Origin of the sequence: Microbacterium sp. GCS4, from assembly GCF_001262495.1 — a bacterium.
Lineage (GTDB): Bacteria > Actinomycetota > Actinomycetes > Actinomycetales > Microbacteriaceae > Microbacterium.
In genome coordinates this window covers 450660-464279 of the sequence record NZ_LGYE01000003.1, presented here as the reverse complement: position 1 = coordinate 464279, position 13620 = coordinate 450660, and the positions used below count along the sequence as shown (strand labels likewise).

Genomic DNA, 13620 nt, shown 5'->3' with positions numbered 1-13620 from the left:
CGGAGACTGCCCGTCACCGCGCGGTCACCGGCGGCTTCGGCGCACCGACCGTGACCGTGCCCGGTGCGATGCCGAGCAGAGCCGCCACGGTGCCGGTGAGCGAGAACGCCCCGCTCACCGGTGATGGGGCGGTGAGCTGCCAGGTCACCGGGTCGACGACCGGCGCACCCTGCACGAGCACCGAGCGGGCGTCGCCGCCGGTGTGCGCGCGGAACTCCTCGATGGTGGTGAATCCGCGGGTGCCCTTCGGTCCGTCGGCCCAGCAGGCGAAGTTCGACGGGGAGGACGCCGAGGTGCGGTGGTACAGATTCGCATCCTGGGAGACGCCAAAGTCGTTGCCGTACCAGCGGTTGGTGAGGTCCTGCGTGAGCATGGGGCAAGCCTGGCCGCCGTAGGACAGGACGTTGTTGCGCACCACGACATCGCTCGTGACCCAGGGGATCAGGCTGCGCAGGCTCGCGACCTCCTGGCGCCGTTCGTCCTGCATGTAGGTGATCGTCCGGCCGTTGCCGACCATCGTGTTGTTCCACACGTCGACGTCGCCGGAGTCGAACACGAACAATCCGCTGTTGCCGTTGCCGATGATGTAGTTCCCGGCGACGATCGCGGTCTGGCTCAGCTCGATCTCGACTCCCTCGCGGCCGTTGCCCTCGAACACGTTGTCGGTGATCGTGAGGTCGGAGCTCGAGACGTCGAACCACAGCCCCGTGGAGGCCACGTTGTCGGAGATGATGCTGCGCGTGACCGTGACGTCGGAGGCCCGAGACATCTTCACGCCGCCGGCCACCGGGGTGTAGTTGAACCGCGCCGCGTTGTTGCCGGTGATGAGAGAGTTCTCGATCGTGAGGTCGGTGACGTCGTTGACCGCGATGCCGAGCAGACCGTTGCCGGTCGCGGTGACGTTGCGGATCATCTTGTGGTCGTTCCAGGCGAACAGGCCCACGGTCGCGTTGTCGCGGATCACCATGTTCTCGAGGGTGATCCCGTCGACCTCGGCGCTCACGGCGCCGAGCAGAGCGACGGTCGTGGCATAGCGCTGCACGCCGATGCCGCGCACCGTCGTCCCGGCACCCTGGATCTTGATGGCCTTGGCGAGGGCACTCGCCGAGACCGTGCGTCCGCCGGGGTCGGAGCCGATCACGAGCTGGCGTGCGCTCTGGTCGACGTAGAAGGTTCCCGCGGTCACGGCCGAGCGGCTGCCGACCTGCGTGAGCGGCGTGCCCTCGATCCAGACCTGATCGGGGAAGCCGGCGAGCGGGTTCGACGAGTTGACCCACCAGCTGGTCTCGTCGCGGCCCTGGCTGAACGAGACGCGCGAGTCGAAGAACGTGCTCCACGGCGCGACCCAGGTGCCGCCGGACGCCGTCCACCCGGAGACGGGGCGCGATCCGTCGAACCACACGGCCTCGCCGGGCGCCGACTGGATCGTGAGCTTCTTGAAGAACGGTACCGTGACGCTCTCCCGGTACGTGCCTGCGTGCAGCACGATCGTGGCGCCGCTCGGCGCCGCGTCGATCGCGGCCTGAGCGCCCGCGATCGGGTTCGCCGCGCTGCCGGAACCCGAAGCCCGGGAGCCCGCGGGAATCACGTGGATCGCTCCGTCAGGCACCGGATACGCGGTCTGTCCGACGGGGATGGAGCCCGCCAGCGTGGTGCCGGTCGGCGGCGTGGTCGTCGGCGGCGGGGTGGTGACCGGGGGTGTAGTCGGCTCGGGCGTGGGCGACGGCGTGGAAGTCGGAGTCGGAGTCGGCGTAGGCGTGGAAGTCGGCGACGCCGTCGGAGACGGAGACAGCGTCGGAGCCGGCGTCGGTGTCGCGGTCGGCGCAGGCGTGGGGGTCGGGCGGGGAGTCGGCGTCGCGGTCGGCTCCGGCGAGGGCTCCTCGGTCGGGGCCGGCGTGGGTCCGACGGTGGGCTCGGGCGAGGGCTCCTGCGTCGGAGTCGGCGAGGGTTCGTCCGTCGGCTCGGGGACGGGTGCATCGGTAGGGACCGGAGTCGGCTGTTCCGTGGGCTCGACCGCGGGCGTCGGTTCGGGCGAGGGCTCCGGCTCGGGGACAGGCACGGGGAGCACCTCGGTCGAGGCGAGGCTGAGATCGTCGACGCGCACGGCGAGGGAGCGGTTGCCGGGTGACAGGTATGTCGAGATGCCGGAAGTGCCGGCGGAGGTGATGGCAGCGTCAGACCGATCGGTCACCGACATCTGCCAGTCGGGGGCCTCCGCGCCCGCGATCCAGGCGCGTGCACGGATCGTGACGTCCTCGGAGCCCACGGTCTCGATCTCGACCCGCACGGCGGCGTCGGCTGGGACCACGTCGATCAGGAGCAGATCCTGCCGCAGCACGGTCTGCACGTCGTCGGCGTCGTACCGGGCGATGGACAGCACGCCGCGCGACTGCGTGTCGAGGCGGAAGCGCGCGCCGTAGGAGCCGGTCTCGCCGTTGCGCGACGTCACGATGGTCGTCGCGCCGTAACCGGCGTTCGGGATGCTGGAGAACTGCAGCGTCGCGCCGACGACGCCGTCGGCGGCCACTCCCGTCGTCGCGGCGAGGATGCTGCGGTGGCCGCCTCGCAGCGCGATCACGCCCGAGCCGTCCTGCACGGACGCGACGTAAGCGGGCGTCGACACGTAACCGTCGCCCCATCCCTTCCCATCGCCGCGGGCGAAGCCGTCACCCCAGACCTGCGTGCCCCCGACGGCGGGGTCGGGTGCGACCGCAGGAGCCGTGATCGAGGGATCGGAGGGGTCGGACGGATCGGTCGATGCGCTGGCCGAGAGCGGGGCGAGCGCGAGGGCGGCGACGACGAGGGGGGTCACCAGGGCATGACGAGAAAGGGGAGGACGCATTTCGGGTACCTATCGGGAGGAGGTATCCGCCACTGACGATGAAGATTCGGTAACGGTCGCCCCCATCAAACACAGGCCGCCGCGGATCCTCAAACCCTTGCCAGATTTCTTTCGGGAAATTGTCAGGTTCGAGGTGCATAGTTCGCCCCGCGGAAACGCTCGTATTCGAGTGGCACGCGCCTTTTCCCCTTGGAGCCGACTGTGAGGGACCTCCGCGATCAGAGCTCCCCGGGCTTCATGACCTCGGCGTCGATCGCACGGATCACCCGCAGCGCCGCCGTGTCGGGCTTCGGCTCTGCCACGGCATCCGCTCCCCGTCGTCGTGACGGCGCGTAGACGACGAGCGAGTGGAACAGGAAGCGCGCGAAGAACGCGACGATCAGCGAGAGCGCGGTCGCCAGCACGCTGGAGATGTGCCAGGTCTCGACCATGAGCGCCATGACGGGGATGCGCAGCGCCGCCTCGACGTTGTTGAACGCGAACGATGTCGCGAAGCGCACCCAGAGCGCGCGGGCATCGGTGCGCATGTCGGCGAAGACGTAGCGCTCCTGCAGGAGGAAGTTGCCGATGATCGTGACCTCGGCGCCGATGACGGCCGCCCACACGTACGGCATGCCCGCAGCCGTGAGCGCCCACATGATGCCCAGGTTCGCGAACGCCCCGATCGCGCCGATCAGCGCGAACAGCGACATCTTGCCGAACCGCAGACGCGCGAGGTGGGCGATGAAGGTGCCTCCCTGTCGCAGGCTGGCCTTCGAGGTGCCGTGCCGGCGCTCCCCGAACTCCATCGGCACCTCGGCGATCCGCAGATCGGTGCGCGCGAGGATCTCGAGGAGGATCTTGAATCCCTGGGGCTTGAGCGAGGCGAGATCGAGGCGCGCGCGGTCGACGAGGAAGAAGCCGGTCATCGGGTCGGTGCTGCGCGCGAGGCGGATGGGGAACATCGCGCGCGTGAGCCATGTGGCCGCGCGGGAGACGCCGAATCGCACCGCGGTGCCGAGTCCGCTCGTGTCGCCGCCGCCGATGTAGCGCGAGGCGGCGACGACGTCGGCGTCGCCCGCGGCGTGACGTGCGAGCAGCGCGGGAAGGAGCTCGGGTGGATGCTGCAGGTCGCCGTCCATGACGATGCAGAGGTCGTGCGCGGCAGCGCCCAGACCGACCACCACGGCGCCGCCGAGTCCGCCGCTGTTCTCGGCGCGGTGGATCACCCGTACGGGGAGCACGGCGGTCTCGGCGACGCGCTCGACCTCGGCGGCGGTGTCGTCGGTGCTGTCGTCGACGAAGAGGATCTCGGCTTCGCGTCCGGCGAGCACGGCCGCGGTGCGGGCGACGAGCTCCGCGACGTTGTCGCGTTCGTTGAACGTCGGAACGATCACCGTGACCGCTGACTCCACGAGCTCCCCCTTCGACGCAGCGAAATCCGCCGCGGCATCCATAGTTCCACGGGTTGCTATGGGCAGCGAAACCCGCACGGTCCCGAACGGGCCGTGCGCCGGTGGGCCGGCTCAGAGCTCAGTGCGCGACGCCCAGCAGACTGCGCGCCATGCGCGCGACATGCGGCGGTGTGTGGGCGCCGAGCCACACGGTCCACTGAGCGGGCGGCTCCGAGCAGGTCCACTCGACGCACCAGGAGTGCACCGCGTTCGCCAGACGCTCCCCCTTCGCGTGCTGCCGGATGCCGTCGCCGCGCAGCAGCCACCGCACGGAGACACCCTCGGGGACGTCGATGTGGCGGAACTGAATGCGGGCCGCGGCCTCCACGAGGATCACGCCATCGGCATCCCAGGGAAGACGTGCGGCGATTCCGGCGATCACTCCGACGTCCGCCGCGTCCCCGGCGATGAGCACGGCCCCCTCGATGCTCTCCCAGTCCGGGTCCTCGAGGTGCTCGCACGCGGTGTTCATGCCGTTCAGTATAGGTAAGGCTCACCTAACCGAACAACCCCTGGGGATGACGTCGGCGCCCTCCCCCTCGGACCGTCGTACGCTGGATGCATGACCTCTCCCGCAGCATCCGCGATCACGATGTTCGGCGCCGACTGGTGCCGTGACTGCATCCGCACCAAGAAGCAGCTCGACGAACTCGGCGTCGAGTACACCTACGTCGACCTCGTCGCCGACCCGTCCGCGGCCGACGTCGCCAAGGAGATCTCGGGTCGCACGAACATCCCCGTGGTGCTGTACCCGGACTCCTCGCACCACGTCGAGCCGTCGAACGCCGACGTCGAGGCCAAGCTCCGCGAGCTCTCGCTGATCTGACCCCGTCTCATCGCGCCACCGCTACACTGGCGCGATGAGCACCGAGGCTCAACCCGAGAGGGAGTCGCTGCGCCTCCCCGCGCGCACGATCGCGCTCTATGCGGTGGGCTCGCTCGGCACGGGTGGCTATGCCACGCTTCCGGGCCTGGTGCTGACCTACTTCCTCACCGACAACCTCGGCGTCGCGGCGCTCGCCGCCGGACTCATCGTCACGCTCGCCAAGATCTGGGACGTCGTGATCGACCCGCTGATCGGCGCCGCCTCCGACCGTCAGCTCGCGCGCACCGGATCGCGTCGCGGCTTCATGGTGCTGGGGGCGCTGACCCTGCCGGTGTTCTTCGCCCTCACGTTCGCGGTGCCGCCCTCCTGGGGCCCGCTCGCGGGGTCGACCTGCGTCCTGCTCGCCTTCCTCGCCACCGCGACCTCGTTCAGCCTCTTCCAGGTGCCGTACGTCGCCCTGCCCGCCGAGCTCACCGACGGCTACGACGAACGCACGCGACTGCTCGGCTGGCGGGTCATCGTGCTCACCGCGGCCATCCTCCTGTTCGGCGCCGGCGGCCCCGAGCTCCGGGGCGCAGGGCCGGACCAGGTCACCGGCTACCTCGTGATGGGTGTCGTCGCCGGGGTCGCGATCGGCATCGGCATGCTCGTCGCGACACGGACGGCGGATGCCGCGGCGCGGCGCACCACGACGGCATCCGACATTGTCTCCGGCGGCCCGCAGCCAGAAGCCGCAGCCGGAGGCATCCGCGCGCAGTATGCCGATGCCGTGCACACGCTGCGGCGCAGTCAGCCGTTCCGCGCCCTGCTCGGCACCTTCCTGCTGCAGGCTCTCGCGACGGGCACGATGCTCGCGGCGGCGCAGTACGTCGCCACCTGGGTGCTGCGCTCGGAGGGGGCCGTGACGTTCCTGTTCGTCGCACTGGTCGGCCCGGCGCTCGTCGCGACACCGCTGTGGACCCTCGCGGCGCGCCGCACCGGCAAGGAGCGCGCGTTCGCCGCGGCGGGTGTGCTGTTCCTCCTCGCCGCGGCGTCGATCGTCGGAGCCGTCTGGGTGCCCGGCGCGTGGATCTACGCATCCGTCGCGGTCGCCGGCATCGCCTACGCAGGGCTGCAGTGCCTCCCCATGGCGATGCTCCCCGACGTCATCTCGCACGACCGCCGCACGAACGGTTCCGGACGGTCCGGGAGTTTCACCGGAGTCTGGACGGCGGGCGAGACCATCGGCTTCGCGCTGGGAGCCTCGGTGGTCGCGCTCACGCTCGCCGCGACCGGTTACGTCTCCTCGGTCGCGGGGGTCACCGCCTCGCAGCCCGCCGAGGCGGTGACCGGGATCGTGCTGAGCTTCAGCATCCTTCCCGCTCTGCTCATGGCCGGGAGCCTGCTGACCCTGCGCGGCTATCGGCTGCGCCGCGCCGACATCGAACAGTCGCCCGCGGCCTAAGCTGGAGACCCGTCCGAAGGAGACGCCGATGACTTCTGCGACCACCCGTCCGACGAACGAGAGTCCCTCGAAGGCCGCCGCCGTCGACGAGGGCGAACGCGAGCGGCTCGACACCGCGGTCGCCGACCTGCAGGCGGGCGCGACGACGTGGGCCGCGCTCACGCTCGCGCAGCGGGTGACGCTGCTGCGGGCCGTGCGCACGAACGTCGCGGCCGCCGCCGAGGACTGGGCCGTCACGGCGGCAGCATCCAAGGGCCTCGATGCCCGCCATCCGCTGCGCGGCGAGGAATGGCTGAGCGGCCCCTATGCGGTGCTCGGCTACCTCGACGCGTCGATCGAGACGCTCTCCCGCCTGGCCTCAGGACGCAACCCGCTCGACGGGGTGCGCATCGACCGTGCGCCGGGCGGGCGGACGCGCGTGCACGCGTTCCCTCTCACCGGCATCGACCGGTTCCTGCTCTCGGGCTTCACGGGCGAGGTGTGGCTCGAACCGGGGATCACGCCGAACGCGGCGCGAGCCGCCGCCGGGCTCGCGCAGCGCACACCGACCGCTTCCGGGGGCGTCGGCCTCGTGCTCGGAGCCGGCAATGTGACCGCGATCCCGGTGCTCGACGTGCTCTACGAGCTGCTCGCCCACAACCGCACCGCCTTGCTGAAGGTCAATCCCACGCAGGATGCACTGGTGCCGGTCTTCAAGCGCGCGCTCGCGCCGCTCATCGGCCCCGGGTTCCTGCGCATCGTGCGCGGCGGGCCGGCGGTCGGCGCGTACCTCACGGGGCACCGCGACCTCGTGCACGTGCACATCACGGGCTCCGCCGCGACGTTCGACGCGATCGTGTGGGGCACCGGAGCCTCGGGCGCCCGACGCCGCCGGGAGAGCCGCCCGCAGCTGAAGAAGCCCATCACGGCGGAGCTCGGCGGGGTTTCGCCGATCATCGTGGTCCCCGGACGCTGGACCGACGCGGATCTCGCGTATCAGGCCGAGCACGTCGCGACCATGCGGCTGCAGAACGGCGGGCACAACTGCATCGCGGGTCAGGTCGTGATCCTCTCGGAGGACTGGGATCAGGCGGACGCCTTCCGCGCCGCACTGCGCCGCGCGTACGCGAACGCCCCCGAGCGGCCGATCTGGTATCCGGGTTCGACGTCCCGCATGGAGCTCGCGAGCGATGCGTACCCGGATGCCCTCGTGCTCGGTGACCGTCTGCTCGTCGAGATCGACGCCGATGACGACGCGAGCGCTCTGCAGAGCACCGAGTACTTCTCGCCCGTGCTGGGCGTCGTGAGCGTGCCCGGCACCGGCCAGGACTTCCTCGATGCCGCCGTGGCATACGCGAACGACGAGCTGCAGGGCACGCTGGGGGCCAACCTCCTGATCGACCCCGCGACCGAGAAGGCGCTGGGTGCCGGGTTCGAGAGGGCCATCACCGCTCTCCGCTACGGATCGATCGCGATCAACGGATGGACGGCCTTCGGCTTCCTCACGCCGACCCTGTCGTGGGGCGCGTTCCCCGGCAACACGATCCAGGACGTCGGGAGCGGCATCGGAGTGGTGCACAACGCGCTGCTGCTCGACGGCGTGGAGCGGTCGATCGTGCGCGGGCCCTTCCGCCCGCTCCCGCGGGCGCTTCCGATCGTGAACGGCGGCGGGCGATTCACGATCCTCCCGACGCCGCCCTGGTTCGTGTCCGCGCGCACGGGCGCCGAGGTGAGCGAGGGCCTGACCCGGTTCCGCGCGAACGGCGGCGTGCTCGGGCTCGTGAAGACCCTCGCGCGGGCGCTGCGCGCCTGACCCGACCGTCTATTTCTGCCGTATGACGCGAACAGACCGTCTATTCGTGCCGAACGGCAGAGATAGACGGTCTGGGGTCAGCCGGCGAAGCGGTCGGTCGCGGCGCGCAGCGCGCTCTGGATGCCGGGCTCGGCCGCCGAGTGACCGGCGTCGTCCACCACGACGAACTCGGCCTCGGGCCACGCGCGGTGCAGGTCCCACGCGGTCATCATCGGCGTGCACACGTCGTGACGCCCCTGGACGATCACCGCGGGGATGTGGCGGATGCGCGAGACGTCCTCGATGAGCTGCCCCTCGCGCCACCATCCGCCGTGCACGAAGAAGTGGTTCTCGATGCGGGCGAACGCGGTAGCGGTGCGCGGGTCCGACATCGCCGCGATCTGCTCGGCATCGGGCCGCAGCGTGACGGTCGACGCCTCCCAGCGCGACCACGCCAGCGCAGCGGGCTCGTGCACGGCGGGATCGGGGTCGAACAGCCGCCGGTGATACGCGTGCACGAGGTGCGAGCGCTCGATCGGCGGGATCGGCGCGAGGAAGTCCTCCCACAGGTCCGGGAACAGCGCAGCGGCCCCACCCTCGTAGAACCACTCCAGCTCGGCGCGACGCAGCGTGAAGATGCCGCGGAGCACGAGCTCGGTGACGGACTCCGGGTGCGCCTGCGCGTAGGCGAGCGCCAGGCCGCTCCCCCACGATCCGCCGAAGACCTGCCAGGCCCGGATGCCGAGGTTGCGCCGGAGCAGTTCGATGTCGGCGATCAAGTGCGCCGTCGTCACGTGACGCAGATCCGCGTCGGGCGCACTCGCGTGCGGCGTGCTGCGACCGCACCCTCGCTGGTCGAACAGCACGATGCGATAGCGCTCGGGATCGAAGAAGCGCCGCTGCCAGGCGGAGGTGCCGCTGCCGGGTCCGCCGTGCAGGAACACGACCGGCTTGCCCTCGGGATCGCCGCTGACCTCCCAGTGGACGCGGTGGCCGTCGCCCACCAGCAGTTCGCCGGTCTCATACGGCTCGATCGGCGGATACAGCGCATCCAGGTTCATCGTCGACCCCCGGGTCAAAGCAGTCCAACGTCTACACGCTAGCGTGGTCGGATGAGTTTCACGCCGCTGCGTTCGAAGTCGCGCAACCTCTACGCATGGTTCGCGACCCGCCCCGATCTGTTCACGGCCGAGCGCTCCCCGCGAAAGACGACCGGATGGGCGATCGTCGCCGGGATCATGGCCGTCGTGGCCCTGCTCGTGTACCTCAACCCGACGGGCACGGTCGAGCTCCTCGGCGGGCGCGTCCGCGGGGGGCTCGCGATCGCCGGCGCCTTCGCGCTGCCGCCGATCATCATCGTCGTGAGCGTGGTCATGATCTTCCTCGGCGCCCGCCGGTGGCGCGTGAAGGGCGGCGGCGTGCTGCTCAACCCCGTCATCCACGGCTTCAGCGCCCGCTTCCCCGTCGACCGGGCGATCGCGGCGCTGCGCGAAGGGAGCGCCGACAGCCAGGGTGTGATCGCGGCGCTGACGGCCATGCAGAAGGATGCCGGGGACGAGCGTCTCCTCACGATCTGGTCGTCCGACGCGGACCGTGCGATGTACATCGGCGTGCTGCGTGTCGACGGGAACGTGCTGTGGATCGACAGCGAGCCGATCACGGTCGACCCCGACCGCTACTTCGACGCGAAGAAGCACGACCTCGCCGCCGCGCTCGGCAAGACGAGCCTCGACGGCGTCTGATCAGAGGCGGTCGCCGGCGAGGGTGAGCGGCTGCTCGCAGACGTCGAGACCGTTCTGATAGCCGCTCGCGAACCAGTACTTGCGCTGCTCGCTCGTGCCGTGCGTGAAGCTCTCCGGGTTCACGAAACCGGACTGCTCCTGGATGTGGTCGTCGCCGACCGTGTACGCCGCGTTGACGGCATCCTGCAGCTGCGCTTCCGTCGGCTTCTCGAGGTACGGCACGCCGTCGGCATCCTCCTGCTCCGTCATCTGACCGATCCAGGCGCCCGCGTAGCAGTCGGCCTGCAGCTCGATGCGGACGCCGTTGCTCTCGGGCCCCGTGCCGTTGTTCGGGTATGCCGTCATCACGCCCGTGATGTTCTGGATGTGGTGACCCCACTCGTGGCCGACGATGTAGAGCTGGGCCAGATTTCCCGCCGACGCCCCGAACTGCTGCTGCATGAGCTGGAAGAACGTGGGGTCGATGTAGACGGTCTCGTCGGGCGGGCAGTAGAACGGGCCGACCTGGTTGGACGCAGTGCCGCAGGAGGTCGCCGTGGCGCCGTCGACGATGATGAACCCGGGTGCGCGGTAGTTCTCCACGTGCTCGCCCCAGTACTGGTCGAGCGCGAGCTGCGCGCTCGCAACGCGGCAGTCGACGTTCTCGTTCGCGTCCTCGCCCGTGAGGCAGCCTTCGATCACGCTGCCCTCCGCCGGCTCGCTGCCGCTCCCTCCACCCCCACCCCCGAGAAGGCCGGTGAGATCGACGCCGAGCAACGGGCCCGCGATCAGCGCGATGATGCCCAGGATGCCGACGCCGCCGGCCCCCGCGATGACGGCGCCCCGACCCTTGCGGCGGGCGGTGCTGCCGGAGACGTCGGCATCGGGATTGAAGGTCATGCCATGAGAGTACTCCGGCCCGACTCCGTGCTCGCGCACCGCGACCCGTCGTAGGCTCGGGGCATGACGACCACGATCACCATCACGGGCGCGGGCGGGCAGATCGGATATGCGCTGCTGTTCCGCATCGCCGCCGGAGACCTCCTCGGCCCGGACGAGAGGGTGCGGCTGCGGTTGCTGGAGATCCCGCAGGGGCTCGGCGCGGCGGAGGGCGCGGCGCTCGAACTGCAGGACGGCGCGTTCGGCCTGCTCGAGCACGTCGAGGTGACGGATGACGCCACCGTCGGCTTCGACGGCTGCGACCTCGCCCTGCTGGTCGGCGCGCGCCCGCGCGGGCCGGGCATGGAGCGCGGTGACCTCCTCGCCGCGAACGGCGGCATCTTCGGACCTCAGGGCGCCGCGATCGCTGCCCACGCCGCGCCGGGCGTGCGCGTGACCGTGGTCGGGAACCCCGCGAACACGAACGCCCTGATCGCCGCCGCCTCGGCGGACGGCGTTCCTGCCGCCAGGTTCACCGCCCTGACCCGCCTCGACGAGAACCGTGCGAGGGCTCAGCTCGCGCAGACGCTCGCCGTCCCGGTCGACACCGTGCGCCGGGTGCCGATCTGGGGCAATCACTCGGCGACCCAGTTCCCCGATGTGTCGCACGCCACCGTAGCCGGCCGTCCCGTCGGCGAGGCCCTCGAGGCCATCGTCGGCGACGTCCCCGCGTGGCTCGACGGAACCTTCATCCCCCGGGTCGCGAAGCGCGGTGCCGAGATCATCGAGGTGCGCGGCTCGTCCTCGGTCGCCTCGGCCGCGAACGCGACGCTCGACCACGTGCGCGACTGGGTGCACGGCACCGAGGACTGGACCTCGGCGGGCGTCGTCTCCCGCGGGGAGTACGGCGTGCCCGAGGGTCTCGTCTGCTCCTTCCCCGTGCGGTCCGTGGACGGCGCCTGGCAGGTCGTGGAGGGGCTGGATGTCGGCTCCTGGGCACGGGCGCGCATCGACCGCTCGGTCGCCGAGCTCGTCGAGGAGCGCGACGCGGTCCGCGCGCTCGGGCTCCTCTGAACCGTCACCGATCCGGCCGCTTTCAGGGCAGAATGGATGCCGGAGGTGCGCGATGAGCGAGACGACAGAACCCACGACCACGACGGCGTCCGTCGATGAGGCCCTGACCAGCCCGCTGCACCTGCCGCACGCGGCGGCCGAGTGCCCGAAGTGCTTCACCGAGCTGCAGCAGAACCGCGACTTCTGGCTCGCGCGTCCGGACGGCTCACGTCTCGTCGGGCTCGTGGTCTCGCGCGACGACATGCCCTCGGTGGTGGAGCAGCGTGAGGACCTCACGCGCTTCGGCGTGCCGATCGAGGGCTTCCGTCACCCGGCCCCCGACATCCTGGAGAGCTGGAACGATCGGCTCTCCCGCCTGATCGCGACGCTGCACAAGGGCGACGTGCTGGTCGTCGCGAACATCCGCGCCCTCGGACGCGATGCGGACGAGGGCGCCCGCACGGTGTCGGAGCTGCGCCGTCACGGAATCATCGTCAAGGTCCTGAGCCACAACGCCCGGCACCTCGCCGACGCCGCCGCCCGCTGAGCGCGCTCGCGGACCGGCCAGTCCGAGGAGATCCCCAGGGTCGAGAAGTCGACGGAGTCGGCTCCTGGATCGAGTTCGGCGACCTGCTCGGGCGACCACGTCTCACCGGGCGGAATCAGCTCGGGCGATCAGCGGCCGCCCGCCTTCCGCTCGACCGCGACCCCCTGCGGAGTCTCGAACTTCGCGGTGATCCCGGCGGGACGGAAGGAGAACTGGATACGGGCGCCGCCGGCGACGTCCCACCGCGCCGCCATCGTGCCCTCGATGTCGCGCAGCATCGTCTTGCCCCACCGGGACTCGCCCTCACGGACCATGAGTGTGAAGGCATCGTTGAGGAATGCGGTCGAATCGGGGGTCGTGGGTGTGATCGTGTCGGAGAGGCGCAACGTCGCATAGTTGACGACGTCTTTGTAGGCGATGGTCATGACGTCGGGAATGGTGAAATCAGACACCCGATTGAACAGGTACGACTTCCCGTTGTCGACCTCGATCGTCCACCCGAAGCGTTCGACGCCCAAGCGCTGGACTTCCTCCTGCGAGAGCGGCCACGCCGCGGCGATCCAGAAGTCCATGAGGTCACAGGCCTCAGCGGCAGGCATCACTTTCCAGCTCACCGCAGCACCTCGGGGGCGTCAGTCAGCCGAGATGCCGAGCGAGGACAGCACGACGAAGTCCGCTCCGGGATCGAGTTCGGCGATGCGCTCCTTCGACCACGTGACGCCACGCGGCATCTGCTCAGCCTCCCGCCATGCACGATAGGCGAGTTCCTCCGGAGCACCGATCCCGAACGCATCGCGCAGAGCGGCGACGCAGCGCGAAGCGAGATCCGCGTATTCTCCGTGGAGAGCCGGCAGCGCGAGCGCGGCGGTCCAGTTCGGCTGCTCGGTGGTGGGCGCCATCCAACCGGATGCGCGTAGCACAGACTCGTCGGCATCCGAGACGACGTCCGCCCCCGGCGCCTCGGCGTCGAGCCTCGACGGCTGCCCCGCGAACTGCACGTAGCGCGTCGGGTCGGCCTCGGCTGCGATGATCACGAACACACGATCCGTGATGTCACGGAACACGCGAGCCAGCGCGCTCTCGAACTCATCCCACGCAGACATC

At 70.4% G+C, this 13620-nt stretch carries 13 protein-coding genes; 6 read left to right on the top strand and 7 right to left on the bottom strand.

What is annotated here, in order from left to right; translation table 11 throughout:
* Positions 1 to 13: 13 nt before the first annotated feature.
* From AKH00_RS13900 to AKH00_RS13890, 3 genes are all read right to left on the bottom strand, one after another.
* Complete coding sequence (locus tag AKH00_RS13900) at positions 14 to 2812, bottom strand: right-handed parallel beta-helix repeat-containing protein (protein WP_050723339.1); 2799 nt, start codon at positions 2810 to 2812, stop codon at positions 14 to 16.
* Between the two features lie 248 nt (positions 2813 to 3060).
* Positions 3061 to 4278 carry a glycosyltransferase gene (locus AKH00_RS13895; RefSeq protein ID WP_050723338.1) on the bottom strand — a complete coding sequence of 406 codons (1218 nt, stop codon included), beginning with the start codon at positions 4276 to 4278 and terminating at the stop codon, positions 3061 to 3063.
* 76 nt (positions 4279 to 4354) lie between these two features.
* Positions 4355 to 4747, bottom strand: coding sequence for an SIP domain-containing protein (locus tag AKH00_RS13890; protein WP_050723337.1), 393 nt, complete (start codon positions 4745 to 4747; stop codon positions 4355 to 4357).
* Between the two features lie 90 nt (positions 4748 to 4837).
* Between AKH00_RS13890 and AKH00_RS13885 the strand changes: the two genes are divergently transcribed.
* The 3 genes from AKH00_RS13885 to AKH00_RS13875 are packed head-to-tail and all read left to right on the top strand — an operon-like array spanning position 4838 to position 8337.
* The gene (locus AKH00_RS13885; protein ID WP_050723336.1) at positions 4838 to 5101 is read left to right on the top strand and encodes a glutaredoxin family protein; all 264 of its coding nucleotides are present in this window, start codon (positions 4838 to 4840) and stop codon (positions 5099 to 5101) included.
* Positions 5102 to 5135: 34 nt separating this feature from the next.
* A complete protein-coding gene (locus tag AKH00_RS13880; RefSeq protein ID WP_050723335.1) occupies positions 5136 to 6545 on the top strand; it encodes an MFS transporter in 1410 nt (469 codons plus the stop codon).
* 28 nt (positions 6546 to 6573) lie between these two features.
* A complete protein-coding gene (locus AKH00_RS13875) occupies positions 6574 to 8337 on the top strand; it encodes an aldehyde dehydrogenase family protein (RefSeq protein WP_050723334.1) in 1764 nt (587 codons plus the stop codon).
* A 77-nt stretch (positions 8338 to 8414) separates the two neighbouring features.
* Here the strand turns inward: AKH00_RS13875 and pip are convergent, their stop codons facing one another.
* Positions 8415 to 9377, bottom strand: a complete 963-nt coding sequence (gene pip, locus AKH00_RS13870; RefSeq protein ID WP_050723333.1) for a prolyl aminopeptidase — start codon at positions 9375 to 9377, stop codon at positions 8415 to 8417.
* A 51-nt stretch (positions 9378 to 9428) separates the two neighbouring features.
* Here pip and AKH00_RS13865 point away from each other — a divergent pair, with 51 nt between their 5' ends.
* Positions 9429 to 10058: a hypothetical protein gene (locus AKH00_RS13865; RefSeq protein WP_050723332.1), complete on the top strand. Its 630-nt coding sequence runs from the start codon at positions 9429 to 9431 to the stop codon at positions 10056 to 10058.
* On the opposite strand, the gene ypfJ is transcribed toward AKH00_RS13865, so the two are convergent.
* Positions 10059 to 10937 carry a KPN_02809 family neutral zinc metallopeptidase gene (gene ypfJ, locus AKH00_RS13860; RefSeq protein ID WP_050723331.1) on the bottom strand — a complete coding sequence of 293 codons (879 nt, stop codon included), beginning with the start codon at positions 10935 to 10937 and terminating at the stop codon, positions 10059 to 10061. It abuts the gene before it with no gap.
* A 63-nt stretch (positions 10938 to 11000) separates the two neighbouring features.
* On the opposite strand from ypfJ, the gene AKH00_RS13855 reads away from it, so the two are divergent.
* A complete protein-coding gene (locus AKH00_RS13855) occupies positions 11001 to 11990 on the top strand; it encodes a malate dehydrogenase (RefSeq protein ID WP_050723330.1) in 990 nt (329 codons plus the stop codon).
* A gap of 52 nt (positions 11991 to 12042) precedes the next feature.
* On the top strand, positions 12043 to 12516 hold the full coding sequence (locus tag AKH00_RS13850) for a recombinase family protein (RefSeq protein WP_050723329.1): 474 nt from the start codon (positions 12043 to 12045) through the stop codon (positions 12514 to 12516).
* Positions 12517 to 12644: 128 nt separating this feature from the next.
* Here the strand turns inward: AKH00_RS13850 and AKH00_RS13845 are convergent, their stop codons facing one another.
* On the bottom strand, positions 12645 to 13130 hold the full coding sequence (locus tag AKH00_RS13845; protein ID WP_152926199.1) for a DUF6301 family protein: 486 nt from the start codon (positions 13128 to 13130) through the stop codon (positions 12645 to 12647).
* 18 nt (positions 13131 to 13148) lie between these two features.
* Complete coding sequence (locus AKH00_RS13840) at positions 13149 to 13619, bottom strand: TY-Chap domain-containing protein (RefSeq protein WP_050723327.1); 471 nt, start codon at positions 13617 to 13619, stop codon at positions 13149 to 13151.
* Between the last annotated feature and the right edge of the window lies 1 nt (position 13620).

Bases quoted from the DNA above. Each gene is read 5' to 3' on its own strand.
- AKH00_RS13895 (WP_050723338.1), bottom strand. From the start codon at position 4,278: ATGGATGCCGCGGCGGATTTCGCTGCGTCGAAGGGGGAGCTCGTGGAG.
- AKH00_RS13880 (WP_050723335.1), top strand. From the start codon at position 5,136: ATGAGCACCGAGGCTCAACCCGAGAGGGAGTCGCTGCGCCTCCCCGCG.
- AKH00_RS13855 (WP_050723330.1), top strand. From the start codon at position 11,001: ATGACGACCACGATCACCATCACGGGCGCGGGCGGGCAGATCGGATAT.
- AKH00_RS13885 (WP_050723336.1), top strand. From the start codon at position 4,838: ATGACCTCTCCCGCAGCATCCGCGATCACGATGTTCGGCGCCGACTGG.
- AKH00_RS13875 (WP_050723334.1), top strand. From the start codon at position 6,574: ATGACTTCTGCGACCACCCGTCCGACGAACGAGAGTCCCTCGAAGGCC.
- ypfJ (WP_050723331.1), bottom strand. From the start codon at position 10,937: ATGACCTTCAATCCCGATGCCGACGTCTCCGGCAGCACCGCCCGCCGC.
- AKH00_RS13890 (WP_050723337.1), bottom strand. From the start codon at position 4,747: ATGAACACCGCGTGCGAGCACCTCGAGGACCCGGACTGGGAGAGCATC.
- AKH00_RS13840 (WP_050723327.1), bottom strand. From the start codon at position 13,619: ATGTCTGCGTGGGATGAGTTCGAGAGCGCGCTGGCTCGCGTGTTCCGT.
- AKH00_RS13865 (WP_050723332.1), top strand. From the start codon at position 9,429: ATGAGTTTCACGCCGCTGCGTTCGAAGTCGCGCAACCTCTACGCATGG.
- pip (WP_050723333.1), bottom strand. From the start codon at position 9,377: ATGAACCTGGATGCGCTGTATCCGCCGATCGAGCCGTATGAGACCGGC.
- AKH00_RS13850 (WP_050723329.1), top strand. From the start codon at position 12,043: ATGAGCGAGACGACAGAACCCACGACCACGACGGCGTCCGTCGATGAG.